This window comes from Acinetobacter sp. PC34, from assembly GCF_051789135.1.
Classification (GTDB): domain Bacteria; phylum Pseudomonadota; class Gammaproteobacteria; order Pseudomonadales; family Moraxellaceae; genus Acinetobacter; species Acinetobacter johnsonii.
Genome location: NZ_CP196664.1, coordinates 1,555,076 through 1,578,168, shown reverse-complemented (window position 1 = coordinate 1,578,168; position 23,093 = coordinate 1,555,076). Strand labels below are relative to the sequence as shown.

Here is a 23,093-nt window from a genome sequence, read left to right as displayed (position 1 = left end):
GAGCAGGATGCTCATTTCAGGTCAGGATTTAGGTTACTACTTATGAGTGATTCTCAAAAAGAACACAATCAAACACATATGCTACTCACTATGGTGATGATTGTTCTTGAGACGATCTTTTCTCTTATTTTAAAACACGACCGCGTGGTTGCACTTCATTCTAAAAAGTTTGTTGAGCAAAATATTGCGATTAAAATAAATAGCTACCTGCCTTATTTTGACTTCTATATCACCTTTACCACTCAAGGTGTTTTATTTGACGCCAAAGCACCCGAAAAACCAGTCGACTTAGATGTACGCACCACATTGATGGATTTAATTAAAATTTTCGTCTTTGGAAACCGTCGTAGTATTAAAACCATGCGTATTGATGGTGACATCACCTTAAAAGATGAGTTCCGAGATTTAATTTTACATTTTAGTGCACCTAAAGTTCTTGCCGATTGGAAAAACTGGTTAACTGAACCAACTGATCCGCAAAATGTGGTTGCATCCAAAAAGCGTATTGCACCACTTTTAGAGAAAATTGAAGAACAACGTTCTAAAATCAACACTCTACAGGTTGAAGTGAAACAATACAAAAATCGTATTCGCCGTATCGAGCAACGTCAAAAACGTATAAATGTCACATTTTTTGTGTTTTCTATACTTTTGATTAGCTTATTGGTATATAATATTTGGCTTGCATAACTACATAATATTTCAAGCAAATTAAATACGCACAATCCCTATTAAAAAAACTTGACTATTTTAGTCAGGATTCTTAAAATCGGCACATCTAGTCTAATCATGTGTATCGAATCATGCGCTTAACAACTCGCGGACGCTACGCAGTGACTGCTCTACTTGATTTAGCTTTGCAGCCAACTGAACAAACGATCACGCTTGCAGAAATTGCAGCTCGTCAAACTATCTCTGTTGCTTATCTTGAACAGTTATTTGCGAAATTAAAGCGCCACGGCTTAGTTTCTAGTATTCGTGGTGCCAACGGTGGTTACCACTTAGCTCGTCGCGCTGATGAAATTACAGTATTAGCAGTTATTGAAGCTGTAAACGAAACAGTTGATGCCACTCGCTGTGACCATAAAGGCAACTGCCAAAATGGCGCAATGTGCTTAACTCACGATTTATGGCAAGAACTCTCCCATCACATTGCCGACTATCTCGCTAAAATCACTCTTGCTGACCTTGTAGCACGTGACAACGTTCAAAAAGTTGCCATTCGCCAAAACACAGCACCTTCAGATTCAGCCCTTTTATCGGTAACAGGTATTTGACATGAAACGTCCAATTTATCTTGATTATGCAGCAACAACTCCTGTAGACCCGCAAGTCGCTGAACGCATGATGGAATGCCTGACATTTGACGGCACATTTGGCAACCCAGCATCTCGCTCTCATGCTTACGGCTGGCAGGCAGAAGAAAAAGTAGAATATGCACGTGAACAAGTTGCAAACTTGATCAAAGCAGATCCACGCGAAATCGTTTGGACTTCTGGTGCAACTGAATCAGATAACTTAGCTCTTAAAGGCGTAGCACAATTCTATGCCTCTAAAGGCAAGCACATTATTACAAGTAAAATTGAACACAAAGCTATTTTAGACACTTGCCGTGAGCTTGAGTCTGAAGGTTTTGAAATCACTTACCTTGAGCCACTTCCAAACACTGGCTTAATTACCCCTGAAATGGTTGAAGCAGCTATTCGTCCAGACACTATTCTTGTTTCACTTATGATGGTAAACAACGAAATTGGTTCTGTGACTGATGTTGCGGCAATTGGTGAAATTACTCGTGCACACAAGATCTTCTTCCATGTCGATGCGGCGCAAGCTGCAGGTAAAGTTGAAATTGACCTTTCAACTATGAAAGTTGACCTTATGAGCTTCTCTGCTCATAAAATTTATGGCCCTAAAGGTATTGGCGCACTCTATGTACGTCGTACTCCACGTGTTCGTTTAAAAGCGCAAATGCATGGTGGTGGTCATGAACGCGGTATGCGTTCTGGTACACTTGCAACACACCAAATCGTTGGTATGGGTGAAGCATTTGAACTTGCAGGTAAAAACTTAGCTTCTGAACAAGCACGCATTCGCGTACTTCGTGACAAGCTTTGGAATGGCTTACAAGACTTAGAACAAATTTTCTTAAACGGCCACCCAACACAAAACGTTGCGAACTACTTAAACGTAAGTTTCAACTTTGTTGAAGGTGAATCGTTAATGATGTCGTTGAAAGACGCTGCTGTATCTTCGGGTTCAGCTTGTACTTCAGCAACATTAGAACCTTCTTATGTATTACGTGCACTAGGTTTGTCTGACGAACTTGCGCACAGTTCAATTCGTTTCAGTTTTGGTAAATACACCACTGAAGCAGACATTGACCATGTACTTACAGTGACGCGTTCTGCAGTGGAGAAACTTCGTGAACTTTCTCCACTTTGGGACATGTACAAAGACGGTATCGACCTTTCTACAGTTGAGTGGGCTGAACACTAATTTTTCCCATTGAAGTCATTCACATACTGGATGGCTTCATTGAAAAATCAAGTTTTGACCCCATATTTAATATTAACGCTGACCCCGAGGTTTGGAGACGCATCATGGCTTATAGCGAAAAAGTAATTGACCATTACGAAAACCCTCGTAATGTAGGTGTATTAGACAAAAATGCTGAAAACGTAGGTACAGGTATGGTCGGAGCACCTGCATGTGGCGACGTTATGCGTTTACAGATTCAAGTAGATGACAACGGTGTGATTGAAGAAGCACGTTTCAAAACTTATGGTTGTGGTTCTGCTATTGCATCAAGCTCTTTAGTGACTGAATGGCTAAAAGGCAAAACTTTAGATCAAGCTCAAGCGATCAAAAACATTGATATCGCAACTGAACTTGCTCTTCCTCCAGTAAAAGTACACTGTTCTGTACTGGCTGAAGATGCTATTAAAGCTGCTGTTGAAGACTACCGCAGCAAAAAATCTAAAGCTTAATTGCTTCGCATTTTAAAGAAAGATTAGGGAGTTTTCATGATCAACTTAACTGAAAATGCTGCAACTCATATCAGCAATTATTTAAAAAATCGCGGTAAGGGTGAAGGTATTCGCGTTGGCGTGAAAACTTCAGGCTGTTCTGGTTTGGCTTATGTGCTTGAATTTGTCGATTCAATTGATGCACATGACACTAGCTTTGAGCAGTTTGGGGTGAAAGTATTTGTAGACCCAAAAAGCTTGGTTTATCTCGATGGTATGGAGATGGACTACGTGAAAAATGGTTTAAACGAAGGCTTTGAGTTTAACAACCCAAACAAAAAAGGCGAATGTGGCTGTGGTGAATCTTTCACCGTATAACAGTTCATTAACTTGCTTTTCAACATTAAAACAGTGTGTATCACACTGTTTTAATTGCATTTACATAGATTGTTTTTGCTTTCGCAATGACCCCCAATTTAGCGCGGAATCCCTCTCCTATGAATCATTTTGAGTTGTTTAACCTCCCAGTAGCACTCGATATTGATTTAGCAACCTTAAAATCAGAATTTTTAAAGTTGCAGCAACAATATCACCCAGATAAAGCTCTCGATAAAGATCAAGCCCTCATAAAATCAAGTGAGATCAATCAAGCATTTAAAGTTTTATCTCAGGTCGATAGCCGTGCAGGATATTTATTAGGATTAAAAAAACAAGATTATCATCTTGATCAATCCATCAATGATTTTGAATTTCTCCAGTCTGCCTTAGAAATCCGTGAACAACTTGATGAAGCACGTTCAGCAGATGAATTACAATCACTCAAATTAGACGTTCAACAATGGATTGATGGTTTAGTCCGCGAATTCAAAATTGATTTTGAAGAGGAAGATTGGGCTGAGGCACGTGATGATGTCCGCAAACTTCGCTTCTTTGTAAAAGTCATGCATGACATAGATAAAGCTGAAGATCGTTTTGAAGATGACGATAGCTTTGATTTAGATGATGAATTTTAACTTATTTTTAATTTTTGACGCTCAAAGGATGTAACACATGGCTCTCTTGCAAATTGCAGAACCTGGACAATCAAGTGCGCCACATGAACACCGTATTGCCATTGGTATCGACTTAGGTACAACTCACTCTCTAGTTGCAACTATACTTTCAGGCAAGGCAAAAGTTTTGCATGATGAACAAGGTCGTGTCTTACTCCCATCGATCGCGTATTATGGTGTAAACCAAACCCAATATGGCGACGAAGCAAAACCATTTTTGACTGCCGACCCTAAAAACACCATCGTTTCAGTCAAACGTTTTATGGGACGCTCTAAAGCCGACATTAAGTTTCAACACCCCTACACTTTAGTGGGTGAAGATAATCAAATGCCTGCTTTTGAAACCGCTCAGGGCCGCAAAACTCCTGTCGAAGTGTCCGCTGAAATTTTAAAGCAACTAAAAGATCGTGCTGAAGCGAGCTTAAAAAATGAAGTCAATGGTGCAGTGATTACCGTTCCCGCATACTTCGATGAGGCTCAACGTCAAGCAACACGCGATGCCGCACAACTTGCGGGTTTAAATGTACTACGACTTTTAAATGAGCCTACTGCTGCTGCAGTTGCGTATGGTCTGGACCAAGAAACCAATCTTGCGCATGATCACAACTATGTGATTTATGACTTGGGTGGCGGTACCTTTGACGTTTCAATTTTACGCTTTTCACAAGGCGTGTTTGAAGTGTTAGCAACGGGTGGCCATACCGCATTAGGCGGTGATGATCTTGACCGCTTAATCGTAAAATGGGCGAAAAAAGAACTCAACATTGAGCAGTTCGATGACACTGAATATGCACACATTTTAGTTGCTGCACGTAAAGCTAAAGAAGCTTTAACCGATGTAGAAAGCGTTCATTTACAAGTCCTAGAGCACAGCTTAACGCTTGATCGTGCGACATTTGAAGGCATTATCAAAGTTGCTTTAGATAAAACAATTAGTGTGTGTAAACGCGTCCTCCGTGATGCGAAGCTTGAACTCAGCGACATTCAAAACGTGGTTTTGGTCGGTGGCTCAACTCGCTCTTATGCTGTACAAAACGCTGTACGCGATGTATTTGCTCAAGAGCCATTGTGTACCATCAACCCAGACGAAGTTGTTGCTATCGGTGCATCGATTACAGCCAATCAGCTGATTGGAAACACAGCCGATGGCGCATTACTGCTTGATGTAACACCGCTTTCTCTCGGTCTAGAAACCATGGGTGGCTTGGTCGAGCGTCTTATTTCACGTAATACCGCAATCCCAGTTGCACGTCGCCAAGAGTTCACCACCTACCAAGATGGCCAAACAGCGATGTTGATTCATGTGGTTCAAGGTGAGCGTGATTTGGTTGAGCATTGCCGTAGCTTAGGTCGTTTTGTCCTTCGCGGTATTCCACCAATGACTGCGGGTCAAGCACGCATTGAAGTGACCTTCCAAGTGGATGCCGATGGCCTACTGACGGTTTCAGCTAAAGAAACAACCTCTGGCGTACATGCACAAATTGACATCAAACCATCATATGGTTTGGCTGATAGTGACATGGAACGCTTACTGCTTGATGGTTATAAATTTGCTGAAGAAGATAAAAATCTTCGTCACTTACAAGAAACCAAAGTTGAAGCAAAACGCGAACTCGAAGCTTTAGAGCAAGCCTTGAAAGTGGATGCTCACCTGCTCACGAATGAACAACAAGTTGCATTAAATGCGGCCAAAACTTCATTAGAAGCAACACTTGAAACAACAGAAATCAAAGCAATTGAATCTGCTGTTGAACAGCTTAAAATACACAGTGATGCTTTTGCAGCAGCACGTATGAATCAGCATATCGATGCAGCGCTGAAAGGCACAAAACTCGACGACTGGTCAAACTCAAACTAATTTATAGGTAAAGACTATGCCACGTATTAAAGTTCTCCCACATGCGCAAATCTGCCCAGAAGGTGCTGAGTTTGAAGTTGAACAGAATGCGAATCTTTGTGAAAGCTTACTGAAAAATGGAATCAAGATTGAACATGCGTGCGATATGTCAGCTGCATGTACAACCTGTCACGTTGTGGTACGTAAAGGCTTCGACAGCTTAGAAGAAATGAATGATGTTGAAGCCGATCTACTGGATCGGGCTTGGGGCTTAGAACCTGACTCTCGCTTGTCTTGCCAAGTGAAGTTAGTGGATGAAGACTTAGAAGTTGAAATTCCTAAATACACAATTAACCACGCGTCTGAAAATCACTAATTTTCAAAGCATAAAAAAGCCACTCATTGTAGTGGCTTCTTTACGACTCTCATTTTTGTATCCGATACCATCAAGTTAATGATATTCATTTTTCTGAACAGGCTCTATTACTTCATCTTCAAGATTGAGTTTGACGATACCTTGCGAATTGGTCATCTTCTGTTGGGTTTGAATGCGTTGAATCATTTTTTCTAAGACTTGAATTAACTGCGGATATTCAAAATTCTGCACTTGATCTAAGTTCAGCAGTAAATGAAACCCTTTATATTCATAATCAAACCAGCGCTGATAGTCTAATTTTTGCGAGGTATATTTTTCAACGACTTGCCACGTCTTCACAGCACCTTTAATCCCCTTAAGGAAAATTGGCGCTTTCGGTGCACAAAGATAATCATTTTTTACTAAATTATGTGTATCGTCCGAAATTAAGATTTCATCCACTTGTGCTGCACTTTGTAAACGTGCAGCAAGGTTTACATCACGACCAACAATGGTATAAGCCATACGATGCGATGCGCCATAGTTCCCTACGTGACAATACCCTGTAGAAATCCCCATACGAATATGCAATGGTGGATAACCCATTTTCACCCAACGCTCGCGCAGAATTTTCATTTGCTGACGCATCGCCATGGCCATTTCCAAACAGTTTTGAGCATCACGCTCTACACCTTCGGAATTAGGATCACCAAAAAACACTAAAATTGCATCCCCCATGAATTTATCAACAGTACCTTCATATTGCTTCGCAATCTCGGTCATGTGTTTTAAATAATCATTGAGTAGAAATGCTAAATCATCCGGAATTAAGCTTTCAGAAAGCTCTGTAAAGCCCTGAATATCTGAAAAGAAAACTGTCAGTTTCTTACGCTTGTATTCAATTTTCGCTTCAGACTCACCCTTCATAATCGATTGCCACAACTGAACTGGTGCATAGCGACTCAGCTGATTGGCAAACTCCATATAACGGTTCATCTGATCGAAATAGTGATTTTTTCGGCGGTATATGTCTTGCATTTGGTTGCGGTGATAATAGCTACCCACGCCAAAATAAGTGGTGAGGCACAAAAAACCCAATACGATCAGTTCGGTACTGGTAGCCTCGAAATACTCACCAAAACCAAAGACAAAGATAATCGAGACATAAAAGACAACCACCCCAATCAGGCTGGCCAAAGACACCATCAAAAAAGAAATTTTATTGCTAATAGCCGTGTAAAGCATAGCAAAAATGGTTAAAAATGTGAGTACGATACTGAGATGTACAGCGGCTAAAATGATCGCTGTAATGACAATATCAATAACAAACATCACACCGCGTCGCATCGTATTATTGAAGCGATAACCTAACCACCTTGAAAATGGTTGTGTGATCAATAACACAATGAGCAACAACAGCGGCACATAAATCTGATATTGCGTATCTGCCATCGTATAATGATAGACGATGGTTATTAAAGACAGCATGCCATATCCCATCACACGATGGAAATACTCGAATTGTTTAGGCTCTTTAGATAACCAATCGTCTAATGGCACTGCTCGTTCCCCACTATGCGCACGATCAAATCATCCCTGATTTGATTTCTCACGTGTATTAGTCCATACGCCAATCGAATGGCATATCACCTTGACCACGTAGTGCAAGCATTAAAGTTTGACGCATATGCGCAAGCACTTCATTGCTATAAGGAACAGCGGGAGTACCCCAAACTGGTTTTGGCCATGCGACGTCGTTTTGATAACGTACAACATGGTGGAAATGGAGCTGCGGAACCATGTTACCTAAAGCAGCAACATTCATTTTGTCAGCACGGAATACACGAGCCAATTGGCTTGATAACCAGCTTGACTCACGCAAAAACTGTTCTTGGTCGGCTTGACTGAGTTCATATAACTCAGTGATGCCTGGCACGCGTGGAATTAAAATTAGCCACGGGAATTGCATATCATTCATTAAGCGACATGTTGAAAGTGGAAAGTCGCCTACAAAAAACGTATCTTGAGCAAGTTGTGGATGCAAACTAAACATATCTTTATAAATGATGCAAATTAGAATAATGGCTAATACTATCACATCCAATCAGAGGTGAATATTGCAAGCAATGTGTTTCAACACAAATAAACTACGTTTTACTTTGAACTACATCACATTTATTACTTTAATAAATTTCATCAAAAAATCAAGTCTTTCTTTTTATAGCGCAAGTCCGCAAGAAAGACCTGATATCTGTATGAAATCACAGCAAATTAAAGCTAAATTTTAATGCAACTCTTTCAACAAACTTTCCAATAAGTCATTGATAAATTGAATCCGTTTTTCATATTCCTCTAGCATCACCATGACCTTTAAGCGCTGACCACCCTCCATCCTAAAAAAGGTCGGGTGTTTTTGCATCATCTGAATAATACTAATCGCCTGAACTGGAGTATCTGGTGAAAATTCAATCGCACCACCATTGGCAGCAATATCGACTTTGGTAATGCCCAGTGTTTCTGCTTTCAAACGCATCTGATGCACAGCAAAAAGCTGCTTCACAGGTTGTGGCGGTATCCCAAAACGGTCAATCAACTCCATACGAATGTTATCGAGCTTTTCCTGACTGTCCGTATTACTAATACGCTTATAGAACAATAAACGCTGATGGACATCTCCCAGATATTCATCTGGAATCAAAGCTGGCATATGTAAATTGATTTCTGCGGTCAGTGAGAGTGGCGCATCGAAGTTCGGGGTTTTGCCTTTTTGAATGGCTTTGGTCGCCTTTTCAAGCATCTCCATATACAAGCTATAGCCAATCGCTTGCATTGAACCACTTTGTTGCTCGCCGAGTAGCTCACCCGCTCCGCGAATTTCTAAGTCTTCCGTGGCCAACATAAAACCCGCACCTAATGTCGATGCCCGCTGAATCGCATCTAGACGCTTTTCGGCATCGCCTTTCAACCCTTTGATGGATGGCACCAACAGATAGGCATAGGCTTGGTGATGCGAGCGCCCTACACGCCCACGTAGTTGATGCAACTGCGCTAAACCCAGCTTATCTGCCCGTTCAATTAAAATAGTATTGGCATTCGGAACGTCAATCCCTGTTTCAATAATGGTTGAACAAACCAGGACGTTATATTCTTTATGGTAGAACTGCTGCATGACTTGTTCTAACTCGCGTTCACGCATTTGACCATGTGCAACAGCTACACGTGCCTCAGGGACCAGTTCTCGAAGACTCTCCGCTGCACGCTCAATGGTTTCTACTTCATTATGTAGGAAATAAACTTGTCCACCACGCAGTAACTCACGCAAGATGGCTTCTTTAACTGAATCACCCGTATGTTCTTGCACAAAAGTTTTTACCGCTAAACGTCGTGCAGGTGGTGTGGCAATAATGGATAGATCGCGCATGCCACTAAAGGCCATATTTAAAGTCCGTGGAATTGGAGTTGCAGTCAGAGTCAACATATCCACATCTGCACGCATCGCTTTAATCCGCTCTTTATCGCGTACACCAAAGCGGTGTTCTTCATCCACAATCATCAAGCCTAAGTCTTTAAACTGGACACTTTCTTGTAGAATTTTATGCGTACCAATCACAATATCGACTTTGCCCTCAGCTAAGTCTTCGATCGTTTTCGTATGTGATTTACTGCTGCCAAAACGTGATAAAACTTCGATACGAATAGGCCAGTCTGCAAAACGGTCTTTAAACGACTCATAATGCTGTTGGGCCAGCAACGTCGTCGGCACCAAAACGGCCACTTGTTTGTTGTTCTGCACGGCTAAGAATGCTGCGCGCATCGCAACTTCGGTTTTACCAAAGCCCACATCACCACAGACCAAGCGATCCATCGGTTTAGCCAATTGCATATCATACAAAGTCGCTTCAATCGCATTGGCTTGATCGAGTGTTTCCTCATAGGCAAAGCCACTGGCAAACTGCATATATTGACCTTGATCCAACTCAAAACCAAAACCTGGCTTCGCTTGGCGACGGGCTTGGATATGCAATAGCTCCGCTGCTACATCATGGATTTGCTCCAATGCTTTACGCTTTGCTTTACTCCAAGCATCTGTACCCAACTTATGCAAGGGTGCTAAGTCTGGGTCGCCGCCGCTATAACGGCTGATCAAATGTAAATTGGTGACAGGAACATAAACTTTGGCGGCATCGGCATAATCAAGCTGCAAGAACTCATAGTCTTGATCATCAATGCTTAAAGTGACTAAGCCCGCATAACGCCCCACACCATAGTCGATGTGCACCACCGGCGCACCCATACTCAACTCAGTCAAACTGCGGATGAGAAACTCTTCCGAAACCTCTTGCTGGCGTTTACGACGGCGCTGTACAACGCGATGCTCATACAACTGATTTTCAGAAATGATGCTAATGCTGTCTTTTAATACCAAGCCACGCTCTAAGGGCGCACTGGTAATTGCAATGGCATGTAAAGATTTTTGAAATTCAGCAAAATTCTCGACATTAGGAATCTCTCCCAATGTGGCGCGCAATGCATCTTTTAAAGTTTCACGACGCCCCGCACTTTCAGCAACCAGTAATACTGGATGGTTAGCAGCATCAATATACTGTTTAACCGCGTGAAAGGGCTTTTCATTTTTAGGATCGACCGCTAAACGTGGTGGAAGTTCAGTATTTAAATTGGTCACACCCGCTTTTAGATCAAAAGCCTCGACTGAGGCAATAATACGTGGAAAGGTATTGAGCTGTTCTAAAACTTGATTGGTCGAAATAAAAAGCTGGTTAGGGGCTAAAATTGGCTGATCAACATTATGGCGACGGTCTTCATAACGTCGATCGATTTCTTTCCAAAAACTATCTAAACCATCATCAACTTGCCTATCTGTAATGACAATGGAATGATTTGGTAAGTATGAAAGCAGTGTGCTTTGAGCTTCCATCTGCGCAGCACTGAAAAATAGTGGGAAATAGAACTCAATCCCTGGTGAGGCAATCCCTTCTAACACATCCTGATAAATTGGATTTTTCTTTGGATTTGCCGTCGGAAACATTTCTGCATAGCGATCACGAAATATGCTGCGTGCCTCTTTTAAAGGAAACTCTTTAGCTGGTAATACGGAAAACTGTTTTAAGTTTTGCGTAGTGCGCTGTGTTTCAGGATCAAAAAATTTAAGGGTTTCAATTTCATCATCAAACAAATCTATGCGAATTGGTGCAGCTTGACCTGAGGCATAGATATCCATAATGCTACCCCGAACCGCAAATTCACCATGGTCATATACTGTGTCGACCAAATGATAGCCTGCTTGAATCAAACGCTTCTTTTGCTGTTCTAATTCAAACTTTTGACCGACGTGAATATCAAAGTGTTCTCCCAAAACCCACGAAGTCGGCGCTACACGCTGCGCCAAGGTCGAAGCCGAAATCAGTAAGACACCTGTTTGCGGCATATTGGATAAAATTGCGAGACGCTCAGATACAATATCTTGATGAGGAGATAAACGATCATAAGGCAGAATTTCCCAGTCTGGGAAAATGGTCGGTCGAATACCGTAAAATTCAAATTCACTTTCGAGTTGTGCTAAGTGTTGATTATTTTTCGCCACAACTACAAAGAGCTTTTTATTTTGTGTACTTAACGTTTGAATGAATAATGCAGCTGAAGAGCCGAGCAAATTTCCCAGCCAACGTTTTTCGCCTGTTTTTAGTTGTTGCACATTCAGTTGGGAGATTTCTTCTTGGAACATGGACATGGCTTTAGCGTTTAAAAACATGCGTCATATACTAGCATGATGTCCTCTCGCTGCATGTTATTTTTCACGACAACAACAACATCAATCTAGCGCTAAGTCCTTTTTACAACTCAAATTTATGGCTTTTAAAAGACTTATTTTTTGTCACGTATAAACTGGTAATAATAGTCATTAAGTAGCTTAATCATTCGCTTTAGCTCAGTTAAGTTTTCTAGATTATTACCTAAACGTGCGACAAATCGTTCATTGGCAATTTCTAAGTCGATTTTCTCATTGATTAGCATAGCACTATAAAAAAGTGCATTAAGATCATCAAACTCACTAATTCTACGATTTGAAAAATAGACCAAACGTTCAGCATGTATGGCATTTAGCACAATACCTTCAATGATAAAGCCTTTTTCATCATTATATTCAATCTGATGCTGCTGCAAAAAAAGTTGTTCTGGCGCATCTTTCTTTAATTTAAATAATTGGCTTAATTTACTCAGCATAGACATTTAATCATGGTTCTTCACTCAAGCTTATTGTAGTTCTAACTGCTACCTTTTGTTAGCTTGTATCGGCTAAAAAGTATAAAAGCAGCGCATTGACTACTTTTATACCTATATATAGTTATAAATGTTCTAGCTAGCGTATGCTAAAGATACAACCTTAGGCGTCAACTCAGCAGCCAAGTTTCAAATGAGAAAATGTGACCTAAGGGTTATTAAGTCAACAACCCTTTCTCCAATACCACTCACTGAACTGTTTTGTTTTCCGCAATACACTGTTTACCCATTTCACATGACCTAAGATTCGATTAAAATACCAACACTAATTAATTGCTAAACATAGCGCCACTGTAGAAAGTATTGGTCAATTGATATTTAGTCACAAGGTCTTTTGGTTGAAGAACCTCGTATTTACCTTAAGAAAGGAATACATGCTTTAATGCAAGATTGGCCAGCACTTTGTTGCTATTCATATTAATTGAGGTGCCCACCCCAACTTTATAGACATCTATAGGGAAAGCGTATGTCCAATTTTCAGGAGTTTGGCTCAATTGCTCACATGCCCCCGCAATGGCCTGCACAATTTCAGGAGAAATTTTGTCAAATTTGCAGTTAATTTATACCGACGCTATTTTCACTTGTTCCAAAGCAAGCAGAAAATGCCATTGAATTCCTTTTTTCTAATTAGAAATTTGAAAGTTTTCCAATGCACTCAAAGTATGAATGCCTTAACAAAATTAGTTCAATGGTGAAATATTCGTCTTTTCTAACTATTTCACGACTGTAAATACATTTCATAAATGAAACACTTTATATGTAAATACACCTGTTTTGTAGGTAATGTAATTTTTCGTAAGCAATAAAAAATCATAAATTATAACTAGCCCGCTGATTTTACGAAATAAATGCTTAGAATTTCATTCACCCTATAAAAAAGAATAATAATTGACCAATAAACAACATATTTTCAACAACTTATTGTTTAATTTTAAAAAACAATTAATAATTACACAAAATATACAAAAACACCTTACAACTGTTACAGAGTGTAATTTTATTTTTATGCTTGAATCGCCGTCTCAAACAAAGCGATTAAAAAATCTCCCAAGTCGGATTTTGCCAAGGAATGCCTATGAGTCAAATTAACCCCACCCTCGTCACATTTTTAGTTTATATCATTGCCATGGTTGGCATCGGTTTGTATGCATACAAGTCCACAAACAACTTTGATGATTACATCTTAGGTGGTCGTAGCTTAGGAAGTGTAGTTACTGCGCTTTCTGCAGGTGCATCAGACATGAGTGGCTGGTTACTGATGGGCTTACCGGGCGCAATTTATTTGTCTGGTTTGTCTGAAGCGTGGATTGCTGTAGGTCTGATCATTGGTGCATGGCTCAACTGGTTATTGGTTGCAGGACGTTTACGTGTACATACTGAAGTCCAAAACAATGCCCTCACCCTGCCTGATTATTTCACAGGTCGTTTCGCAGATCGTAAACGTATCTTGCGTATGATCTCAGCGATCGTTATTTTAGTATTCTTCGCGATTTACTGTGCTTCAGGCATGGTCGCTGGCTCACGTTTATTTGAAAGCATTTTTGGTTGGGATTACACCACTGCTCTTTGGATTAGCGCAATTGCAACCATCAGTTATGTATGTATCGGCGGCTTCCTTGCTATTAGTTGGACAGACACCTTCCAAGCAGGCTTAATGATTTTTGCTCTGCTGCTTACCCCAATCATGACTTATCTTGCGATTGATGGTAATGCTGCACAGTTTTCAGTCCTACTTGAAACTGCTCGCCCACAAGCAATGCACATTGTCTCTGAGCTCAGCACTGTTGCCATCCTGTCATCATTGGCATGGGGCTTAGGCTATTTTGGTCAGCCACACATTTTAGTGCGCTTCATGGCTGCAGACTCTGTGAAAACAATTCCTGCTGCGCGTCGCATTGGTATGACATGGATGATTTTATGTCTAGGTGGTGCAGTCGGTGCAGGTTTTATTGCGATTGCTTACTTCCAACAACACCCTGAACTGGCGGCTGTGGTTTCTCAAAACCCAGAAACTGTGTTCATGGAACTAACTAAAATATTATTCAACCCATGGATTGCAGGCATTGTTTTAGCTGCAATTTTAGCTGCGGTGATGAGTACATTAAGCTGTCAGTTACTGGTTTGTTCTACAACATTGACAGAAGACATGTACAAAGCATTCATCCGTAAAACCGCTTCTCAAAAAGAATTGGTCTGGGTGGGTCGTTTCATGGTTCTTGCAGTTGCTGTTCTTGCAATTTGCTTAGCAAGCAACCCTGACAGTAAAGTTCTAGGCCTTGTAGCTTATGCATGGGCAGGTTTTGGTGCGGCATTTGGTCCACTGATTATCTTGTCTTTGTTCTGGAAGCGCATGACCTTGAATGGTGCTATTGCAGGTATTATTGTTGGTGCGGTAACTGTGATTGTATGGAAAAATGCATTAGGACACTTAGGTCTATATGAAATTATTCCAGGCTTCATCTTCTCTTGGATCAGCATTGTAGTTGTAAGCTTAATGGGTAAAGCCCCTGAAGCTGAAGTAGTACAACGCTTTGAACAAGCAGACAGCATGTACAAACAAGCCATGGCTGAAATGAAAGAAGAATCTACACAACGTTAATTGAACGTGTAGACCAACAAAAAAAAGGGGCTTTTAAGCCCCTTTTTTTTTTGCATCTCATGCACTCAATTATTTCGACAAAGGTTTGTATTTGAGTTGAATACGTGAGCTTTCTTTGATGACTTCCATCACGGGATAACTGCGTGTTTCTTTAACGCCCGGCAGTTGCCACAAGACTTGACCTGAGATTTTTCGGAACTCATCCATACTGGCACAACGAATCTTCACCACAAAATCAAAGCCCCCACTGGTCATATGACATTCCACAATTTCATCATGCTGTAGTACGGCATGGCGAAAATCTTCCAAGACATGTGGCGTGGTTTTATCCAAAAGTATCTCAACAAAAACCACAAAACTGGCATTCAGCATGTTTGGATTTAAGCGTGCTTCATAATTCAAAATAAAGCCTTCCTTGGTTAATTTTTGCACCCGAGCCAAAGCAGCTGTCGCTGATAAGTTCACTTCTTCGGCAAGTTTAATATTCGATATTTTTCCATCTCTTTGAAGAATATCTAATATTTTGATATCTGTTCGGTCCAAGCTAAAAATTGGGCTCGTCATCTGAATTAATCTCTAAATAGCATACAAATTATAGTGAGTTATTCGGTATTCTTTCTGTAATCATAAATTAATTACTATAGATCTCTCAACACATTATTGTATGCACAGGATGTAGGCATGAATATGATGGAAAGCAATACGCATTTCAACGACGCTCAAACTCAATTTGAATATATTACCGAATTCAAAGAAAAAAGTGAGCTTGAAGTTGAAATCAATACCGCTTGGCGACGTGCCGAAACTGACTGTGTTCAAAACTTATTAGACCACAGCAAAATCTCTGACGAGATGAATCAACGCATTCATGAACTTGCGTTTGATTTGGCTCATACTTTACGTGAACGTAAAAGCGGCAGCGGTAAAGCAGGTATTGTACAGGGTCTCTTACAAGAATTTGCATTGTCTTCTCAAGAAGGCATCGCATTGATGTGTTTAGCTGAAGCATTGCTTCGTATTCCTGACATGGCGACACGTGACCTATTGATTAAAGACAAAATCAACCAAGGCAACTGGAAAGAGCACGTTGGTCAAAGTAACCTGATGTTTGTCAATGCGGCAGCATGGGGTCTCATGCTGACTGGCAAGCTCATGGAAACACCAAAGCAAAATAGCTTATCAGGCACTTTAACAGGCTTATTGGCACGTAGTGGTCGTGGCATCATCCGTAAAGCGGTTGATGTAGCTATGCGTATGATGGGCGAACAGTTTGTGACTGGCGAAACCATTGGTGAAGCATTACAACACGCTGAACGTCTTGAGGAAAAAGGCTTCCGCTATTCATACGACATGCTGGGTGAAGCGGCACTGACCGATCATGATGCTAATCGTTATATGAAAGACTATACCGATGCCATTCATGCCATTGGTCAAGCATCAAAAGACAAAGATGTTTATGACGGCCCGGGTATTTCAATTAAATTATCTGCTCTACACCCTCGCTACCAACGTGCACAAGTTGCACGTATGCATGAAGAGTTGTACGGCAAAGTCTTTACCCTTGCTAAATTAGCACGCGGCTATAACATCGGTTTAAATATCGATGCCGAAGAATCTGAGCGTTTAGAAATTTCTTTAGAAATGCTTGAACGTCTATGCTTTGAACCAGAACTCAAAGACTGGAAAGGCATTGGTTTCGTTATCCAAGCGTATCAAAAACGTTGTTTCTACGTGGTTGACTACATCGTAGACTTGGCTAAACGTAGCGAAAAACGCTTAATGATCCGTTTGGTGAAAGGCGCGTACTGGGACAGCGAAATCAAGAAAGCACAAATCGAAGGGATGACCGACTACCCTGTATTTACCCGTAAAGTACATACAGACTTGTCGTATATCGCGTGTGCGAAAAAATTATTGGCTGCACCAGAACAAATCTACCCACAGTTTGCAACGCACAATGCGCAAACCTTGGCGACCATTTATGAAATGGCCAACCCAGAGAAATACTACGTGGGTCAGTACGAGTTCCAATGCTTACACGGCATGGGCGAGCCACTGTATGAACAAGTGGTCGGTGAAAAGCAAGATAAAAAACTGGGTGTACCGTGCCGTATTTATGCGCCAGTGGGCAACCATGAAACACTATTGGCTTATCTTGTACGTCGTTTACTTGAAAATGGTGCAAACACCTCTTTTGTCAACCGTATTGCAGACAAGTCACTCGCAATTGATGATTTGATTGAAAACCCAACTCAAACCATTTTAAGCAGTGCAAAACGTGAAAATATCGTGGGTCAAAAGCACCTTTCGATTCCACTTCCTGCTGAGCTTTATGGGCAGCTACGTGCAAACTCCAAAGGTTTAGACCTTGCAAATGACTCTGCATTAATTCATCTGAACCAAACAGCTCAACAGTTTGCTAAGCACCAATGGTCTGCTGCACCAATGGGTGAGCACTTTCAGACCAATGACGCCGTTGCTCCGCAAAGCATTATCAACCCAGCACGTCACTCAGATGTTGTGGGTTATGTACAAGAAGCAACAACTGAACAAGTTGAGCAAGCATTAAACAATGCGCAGGCTGTTCAAGACATTTGGGCACGTACGGCTAAAGACACCCGTGCAAGTTACCTACTTCGCGCTGCTGACCTAATGGAAGCTCGCTTAGAAGAACTGATGGTTTTACTTTGCCGTGAAAGTGGTAAAACGTATGCCAATGCTATTGCAGAAGTTCGTGAAGCTGTAGATTTCTTACGCTACTACGCAACGCAAATGATTGATCTAGATGCAAACGCAGAAGTTGAGCCTTTAGGCACTATGCTATGCATTAGCCCATGGAACTTCCCATTGGCCATCTTCACAGGTCAGGTTGCTGCTGCATTGGTTGCGGGTAATACCGTGATTGCTAAACCAGCTGAACAAACACCATTGATCGCAGCTCAAGCAATTCAAATCTTATGGCAAGCGGGTGTGCCTCAAGCTGCTGTACAGCTGATGCCGGGTCGCGGTGAAACTGTGGGTGCACAACTCAGTGCAGCCGAGCAAGTTCAAGGCATCATGTTCACAGGTTCTACTGAAGTTGCTAAGATTTTGCAAAAAACTGTGGCGAAGCGTCTAAGCAAAACTGGTGAAAGCATTCCCCTGATTGCTGAAACAGGCGGTCAAAATGCCATGATCGTTGACTCATCAGCATTGACTGAGCAAGTTGTACTTGATGTCGTCAGTTCAGCTTATGACAGCGCAGGTCAACGTTGTTCTGCCCTTCGCGTACTGTGTGTACAAGAAGACAATGCCGATGCTGTGATTCAAATGCTTAAAGGTGCAATGCAACAACTTCAAGTGGGCAACCCATATCTACTTAAAACTGATATTGGCCCTGTGATTGATGCTGAAGCGCAAGAAAACATTCAAAAGCACATCGACAAGATGCGCCAAAAAGGTCATCGCGTACACCAGTTGATGCGTAATGATACTCAAGACTCTGAACTAGATGCAGGCACGTTCATTATACCAACACTAATTGAGTTACCAAATCTCAATGATTTAGAGCGCGAAGTGTTTGGTCCAGTGCTGCACGTGATTCGCTTTAACCAAGGTTCACTCAAACAGCTACTTGAGCACATCAACAGCAAAGGCTATGGCCTGACGATGGGTCTACATACCCGTATTGACGAGACCATTCAAACTGTAATGACCCATGCTGAAGTAGGTAACCTCTACATCAACCGTAACATCGTGGGTGCAGTTGTCGGTGTACAACCTTTTGGTGGCGAAGGTTTATCAGGTACAGGCCCTAAAGCGGGTGGTCCAATTTATCTATATCGCCTAATGCAAAACTGTTCTGCGAAAAAGTTGAATAAACCATTTGCAACAGGTGCTGATTTGAACCCTCAAGTCGAGTTCAGCAACTCTGCATTGTTCCTTGAGTGGGCAGCTAAAGCCTTCCCAGCAGTGAAATTGGCAAAAATTGAGAACTTCTGTTCAGGTCATCATTACGAGCTGCAAGGTCCGACTGGTGAAAGCAACCAATACATGGTGATTCCGCGTCATGCAGTCTTGTCATTAGCTGAACAAGAAGCGGATCAACTACAACAGTTGAATGCAATTTTTGCAGTTGGTAGCCGTCCAGCAGTGCTTTCAGATAACAGCTTTGTGTTAAAACACATGCCAAGCATGCCTAAAGCATTGGCTCAAGCGTTCCATGTCATCAAAGACATCAAAACTGATGCTTTTGATGCAGTATTACATCATGGTACAACGGCGCAGCTTTTAGCTCTGCAACAGCAGATTGCTGAGCGTCAAGGTGCGATTGTAGGCATTACTCATCTTAGCCCATCACAAACTGCCATTCCTTTAGAACGCTTTGTGATTGAGCGCGCTATTAGTGTTAACACTGCAGCTGCTGGTGGTAATGCAAGTCTCATGACTTTGAACTAAGCCGAATTTAAACCTGTAGCTCTTATCGGGACTACAGGTTTATTACTGTGTTTCCTCTATTGCCAAGTCAACATCTCCTGGTCTGTTTACTTGGCATTTTTTATGCGACTCGGTTTGGCTTAATCTGCTCGATAATTTCCGATATAGCAAAGTATCAAACCATCTTTAACATGAATAAACCCCACGCTTTTGCTGAATATCTTTAGGCTAATTCGGCAAACTTTGTTACCATCTCTTTTTTCTATATGTTTGCGATTTTTACTGCATATGACTTCTTCTTATCAACAACAACTTGACGCCAAAATTGAACGAATTACAGCTCAATTTGCTGAACTCACTCCACCTTCGCTTGAAGTTTTTCAATCTCCTGAAAAACACTTTCGCATGCGTGCAGAATTCCGTATTTGGCATACCGAAGATGATATGTTTTATGCCATGTTTGAACGCGATGAAGACAATCAGAAAAAAGTCATTCGTATTGATGACTTCCCAATCGCTGATGCCAGTATTAATCAGCTCATGCCTGTTTTATTGGCAGCATTGAAAAGCAATGATCTCCTCTCAAAACGCCTATTTGAAGTGCATTTCTTAGCAACCTTAAAGGGTGAAATGCTGGTTTCACTGATTTATCGCTGCCCACTCGATGAACAATGGCAGGTTTTAGCCAAACAACTTTCAGAAAAATTAAATATTAAGTTGATTGGCCGTAGCCGTGGTCAAAAAGTGGTACTCACTGATGAATTTGTGGTGGAAGAACTACAAGTTTTTGAGCGCAAATATCAGTACAAACAAATTGAAAGCAGCTTTACGCAGCCCAATGCGCAAGTCTGCCAAAAAATGCTCGAATGGGCCTGTAATGCTGCACAGCAGTCGAACAAAGATTTGTTAGAACTTTACTGCGGCAATGGTAACTTTACCCTACCGCTTTCAACCCGTTTCAACCGTGTTTTAGCCACTGAGCTAGCTAAGTCCTCTGTGTATGCAGCACAGTGGAACATCGAACAAAACCACATCGATAATATTCAAGTCGCGCGTTTATCGGCAGAAGACTTCACACAAGCCTATAACGGCGAGCGCGAATTCCGTCGCTTACAAGAAGCAAATATCGATATGAGCAGCTATGAATTCGATACGGTGTTTGTTGACCCACCGCGTGCGGGTATTGATGATGAAACCTTAAAATTGATTCAGCGTTTTGAACGAATCATCTATATTTCGTGTAATCCTGACACCTTGCATGACAACTTACAAACACTCAGCCAAACCCATAAAATTTCACAGTTTGCGTTGTTTGACCAATTCCCCTATACGCATCATGTCGAGTCTGGGGTTTTGCTGGAAAAAATTTAAACAATTTGTTGCAACTCAAACCGTATAAAAAAGAAGCTCAAATGAGCTTCTTTTTTAATTTTCATGAAAAAAGATAAGCTTATATAAAATGCAAGTATTTCAACTGTCATAATAACGTTAATACCTTGCGCTATAATCGGAATTTTTCGACATCGATCGCTGCTTTTATCTCTCACGCTGACTTGCATTATTTTACAGATTGGTTATATTTCACCCTATGTTAGGTTGTAAATGAAGTCTATATGAGTTTTTGGCAAAAGCTGTTTTCAAATGAACAGCAAAACGAGCATAAAAATCAAATTGCTTGTGTTGAAAATGACTGCTCTTGTAAAACCAATGAACAGCTCATCGAAAAGCTTAAAACAGCGACCGATGAAGACGTGATTGTTGGGATTAAAAAAGTATTAGCTTCTCGTGGCTATGGCCGTAAGGAGTTAAATGAACTTCAGCATCGACCTCTACAGTAGTAGAGTCACTGAATATTCATCAAAAAGGCACTTAAATTGATCTAAGTGCCTTTTTTAATGTCTGTACATCATTCGCCTTATAAAAAACCACGGTATATGAAGCACAGCACACTTTGCACGTTTAAATATTATACAAAGTCTTAAATTTTTGTTACCTTACAGGCTCAATATAAAAATCAATAATGTTTGAAAATTAAAAGGTTAAGTAATGAAAAAACCACTCATAATCAGCACATGTATTACCCTTTTATCTTTAACAGCATGTAGCAAGATGCCGAAAGCTTGTGTTGAGTCTTGGGAAAAAATGGAAAAACTTGCCGAGCAAATGGGTTTACCTGAAGAACAACTCAAAGAACAAAAAAAGAAATTTGAAGAAGACGTGAAAGCGATGAACACTGAAGAAGCAACACGCATGTGCAGTACCCAAAACTCACTTTTAGGTCTAGTGGATCAATAAACACTACTTCATCTTAAAAGAGGATGCTTGCATCCTTTTTTAATGTAATCAGAAAAGCTAGATGCTCCTTTCCAATCGGTCTCTTTTATTTCTATCATCGTAAACTCAAATAACTGAAAACCCACTAAACAGTCGCTAATTCCCAGCAGAAGCTTTAAAATACAGATAAAAGACAACTGTAATGAATTAGCACGTATTAGGCATGCAACAACAAAAAGTCCACTACCCCTTGGGGGCTCATCTTATAGTCAAACATTTTGGCTATACGCATCACGGCATATATGCGGGGCGTGGACGTGTGATCCATTATTCAGGTTTTGCACATCTTTTTAAAAAGCATCCGATTGAAATCACTTCCATCGAGAACTTTAGCCACGGACGTAAAATTACAGTCAATCAGTACCAAGACCCCAAATATAAAGGCCGTAAAGTGGTTCGCCGTATGCGCTCACGCATGCATGAAAACAACTACCATCTTATTATCAATAACTGTGAACACTTGTGCACGTGGGCCATTACAGGCGTTGAAAGTAGCCCACAAGTCATCAAGATGATGCACCGACTTACTACTATTGGCTATGTTAGCTCTATGATGAGTTTCATGAACAGCCTAATGTTAACGCTGACCACCACCTGTTTTGCCTTGGTGCTGTATATCAAAAAGAAATTACGTGATAAGGCCAAACAGCAGCTTGGGAACTATTTTGAGTTTAAAGAAGAGCGCTCTAAAAAAGATCACTGATGTGAACGCAGTTCAAAAGGTGGAAATTTATCTTCAACCAAGTTGAGCTGGATATCGTATTCAAGCCATGCCTTGGCACCATCTAGCACTGTAGTAAAGCCACCTGTTGCATCCATCACATAATGAATCAGCTCATTACCCTGTAACTCAATATCATAGTTTCGAATGATCACATAGGTATTCATGCTGTCGATTTTTTCAAATACAAAATCTACTTTAGTTTTAGGCGTGCCCCATTCGATGCAGATCAGCTCATTTTCAACGACTTGTAGGACATGAGTCGAGTGTGTAATTTGGTATTTATCCCATGTCCAATCGACCATTGCGCCTTTTTCTAAATAGCCCGAAGACTGACTAAACCAAAACTTGGTGGTTATGAGTGGATCAATAAAAGCATTAAACACAATATTGACAGAACGCCGAATCAACATCTGAGTTTCGATCACGGTAGTCATTGTTATATCCCTATCACTTTTAAACTTAGTGATAGCACATCTCAACAAACCAATCATATCGAAAATTTGTTATGGC

20 protein-coding genes are annotated in these 23,093 nt (G+C 41.0%); 14 read left to right on the top strand and 6 right to left on the bottom strand.

What is annotated here, in order from left to right; all coding sequences use genetic code 11:
* The first annotated feature begins 42 nt into the window (after positions 1–42).
* From ACSC9N_RS07660 to fdx, 8 genes are all read left to right on the top strand, one after another.
* Positions 43–690 (top strand): hypothetical protein, encoded by a 648-nt coding sequence (locus ACSC9N_RS07660; protein WP_010326788.1) that lies wholly within the window; start codon positions 43–45, stop codon positions 688–690.
* 113 nt (positions 691–803) lie between these two features.
* The gene (locus ACSC9N_RS07655) at positions 804–1,277 is read left to right on the top strand and encodes an Rrf2 family transcriptional regulator (RefSeq protein ID WP_004697011.1); all 474 of its coding nucleotides are present in this window, start codon (positions 804–806) and stop codon (positions 1,275–1,277) included.
* A gap of 1 nt (position 1,278) precedes the next feature.
* A complete protein-coding gene (locus ACSC9N_RS07650) occupies positions 1,279–2,496 on the top strand; it encodes an IscS subfamily cysteine desulfurase (protein WP_004697009.1) in 1,218 nt (405 codons plus the stop codon).
* Positions 2,497–2,600: 104 nt separating this feature from the next.
* Positions 2,601–2,987: a Fe-S cluster assembly scaffold IscU gene (iscU, locus tag ACSC9N_RS07645; protein WP_004697007.1), complete on the top strand. Its 387-nt coding sequence runs from the start codon at positions 2,601–2,603 to the stop codon at positions 2,985–2,987.
* 36 nt (positions 2,988–3,023) lie between these two features.
* Complete coding sequence (gene iscA / locus ACSC9N_RS07640) at positions 3,024–3,344, top strand: iron-sulfur cluster assembly protein IscA (RefSeq protein WP_010326789.1); 321 nt, start codon at positions 3,024–3,026, stop codon at positions 3,342–3,344.
* Between the two features lie 119 nt (positions 3,345–3,463).
* Positions 3,464–3,979: a Fe-S protein assembly co-chaperone HscB gene (gene hscB / locus ACSC9N_RS07635; RefSeq protein ID WP_004697004.1), complete on the top strand. Its 516-nt coding sequence runs from the start codon at positions 3,464–3,466 to the stop codon at positions 3,977–3,979.
* A gap of 37 nt (positions 3,980–4,016) precedes the next feature.
* Positions 4,017–5,876 carry a Fe-S protein assembly chaperone HscA gene (gene hscA / locus ACSC9N_RS07630; RefSeq protein ID WP_010326790.1) on the top strand — a complete coding sequence of 620 codons (1,860 nt, stop codon included), beginning with the start codon at positions 4,017–4,019 and terminating at the stop codon, positions 5,874–5,876.
* 16 nt (positions 5,877–5,892) lie between these two features.
* Positions 5,893–6,231 (top strand): ISC system 2Fe-2S type ferredoxin, encoded by a 339-nt coding sequence (fdx, locus tag ACSC9N_RS07625; RefSeq protein WP_004697000.1) that lies wholly within the window; start codon positions 5,893–5,895, stop codon positions 6,229–6,231.
* Positions 6,232–6,306: 75 nt separating this feature from the next.
* On the opposite strand, the gene ACSC9N_RS07620 is transcribed toward fdx, so the two are convergent.
* From ACSC9N_RS07620 to ACSC9N_RS07605, 4 genes are all read right to left on the bottom strand, one after another.
* The gene (locus ACSC9N_RS07620; protein WP_010326791.1) at positions 6,307–7,770 is read right to left on the bottom strand and encodes an adenylate/guanylate cyclase domain-containing protein; all 1,464 of its coding nucleotides are present in this window, start codon (positions 7,768–7,770) and stop codon (positions 6,307–6,309) included.
* Positions 7,771–7,828: 58 nt separating this feature from the next.
* On the bottom strand, positions 7,829–8,263 hold the full coding sequence (locus ACSC9N_RS07615; RefSeq protein ID WP_004696995.1) for an HIT domain-containing protein: 435 nt from the start codon (positions 8,261–8,263) through the stop codon (positions 7,829–7,831).
* Positions 8,264–8,494: 231 nt separating this feature from the next.
* Positions 8,495–11,953: a transcription-repair coupling factor gene (gene mfd, locus ACSC9N_RS07610; RefSeq protein WP_010326792.1), complete on the bottom strand. Its 3,459-nt coding sequence runs from the start codon at positions 11,951–11,953 to the stop codon at positions 8,495–8,497.
* A 140-nt stretch (positions 11,954–12,093) separates the two neighbouring features.
* Positions 12,094–12,459: a hypothetical protein gene (locus ACSC9N_RS07605; RefSeq protein ID WP_010326793.1), complete on the bottom strand. Its 366-nt coding sequence runs from the start codon at positions 12,457–12,459 to the stop codon at positions 12,094–12,096.
* 1,126 nt (positions 12,460–13,585) lie between these two features.
* Between ACSC9N_RS07605 and putP the strand changes: the two genes are divergently transcribed.
* On the top strand, positions 13,586–15,109 hold the full coding sequence (gene putP, locus ACSC9N_RS07600; protein ID WP_010326794.1) for a sodium/proline symporter PutP: 1,524 nt from the start codon (positions 13,586–13,588) through the stop codon (positions 15,107–15,109).
* A 69-nt stretch (positions 15,110–15,178) separates the two neighbouring features.
* On the opposite strand, the gene ACSC9N_RS07595 is transcribed toward putP, so the two are convergent.
* The gene (locus ACSC9N_RS07595) at positions 15,179–15,673 is read right to left on the bottom strand and encodes an Lrp/AsnC ligand binding domain-containing protein (protein WP_010326795.1); all 495 of its coding nucleotides are present in this window, start codon (positions 15,671–15,673) and stop codon (positions 15,179–15,181) included.
* 117 nt (positions 15,674–15,790) lie between these two features.
* On the opposite strand from ACSC9N_RS07595, the gene putA reads away from it, so the two are divergent.
* The 5 genes from putA to ACSC9N_RS07570 all read left to right on the top strand — a co-directional run bounded on the left by putA (position 15,791) and on the right by ACSC9N_RS07570 (position 22,562).
* On the top strand, positions 15,791–19,546 hold the full coding sequence (putA, locus tag ACSC9N_RS07590; RefSeq protein WP_029575035.1) for a trifunctional transcriptional regulator/proline dehydrogenase/L-glutamate gamma-semialdehyde dehydrogenase: 3,756 nt from the start codon (positions 15,791–15,793) through the stop codon (positions 19,544–19,546).
* Between the two features lie 267 nt (positions 19,547–19,813).
* Complete coding sequence (gene trmA / locus ACSC9N_RS07585; protein WP_010326797.1) at positions 19,814–20,896, top strand: tRNA (uridine(54)-C5)-methyltransferase TrmA; 1,083 nt, start codon at positions 19,814–19,816, stop codon at positions 20,894–20,896.
* 242 nt (positions 20,897–21,138) lie between these two features.
* A complete protein-coding gene (locus tag ACSC9N_RS07580; protein ID WP_004984703.1) occupies positions 21,139–21,363 on the top strand; it encodes a hypothetical protein in 225 nt (74 codons plus the stop codon).
* Between the two features lie 208 nt (positions 21,364–21,571).
* Complete coding sequence (locus ACSC9N_RS07575; RefSeq protein WP_010326799.1) at positions 21,572–21,820, top strand: hypothetical protein; 249 nt, start codon at positions 21,572–21,574, stop codon at positions 21,818–21,820.
* Between the two features lie 202 nt (positions 21,821–22,022).
* Entirely contained in the window at positions 22,023–22,562 is a 540-nt protein-coding gene (locus tag ACSC9N_RS07570; protein ID WP_010326800.1) for a lecithin retinol acyltransferase family protein, read from the top strand.
* On the opposite strand, the gene ACSC9N_RS07565 is transcribed toward ACSC9N_RS07570, so the two are convergent.
* Positions 22,556–23,017 (bottom strand): SRPBCC domain-containing protein, encoded by a 462-nt coding sequence (locus ACSC9N_RS07565; protein ID WP_010326801.1) that lies wholly within the window; start codon positions 23,015–23,017, stop codon positions 22,556–22,558. The genes ACSC9N_RS07570 and ACSC9N_RS07565 overlap by 7 nt on opposite strands.
* Between the last annotated feature and the right edge of the window lie 76 nt (positions 23,018–23,093).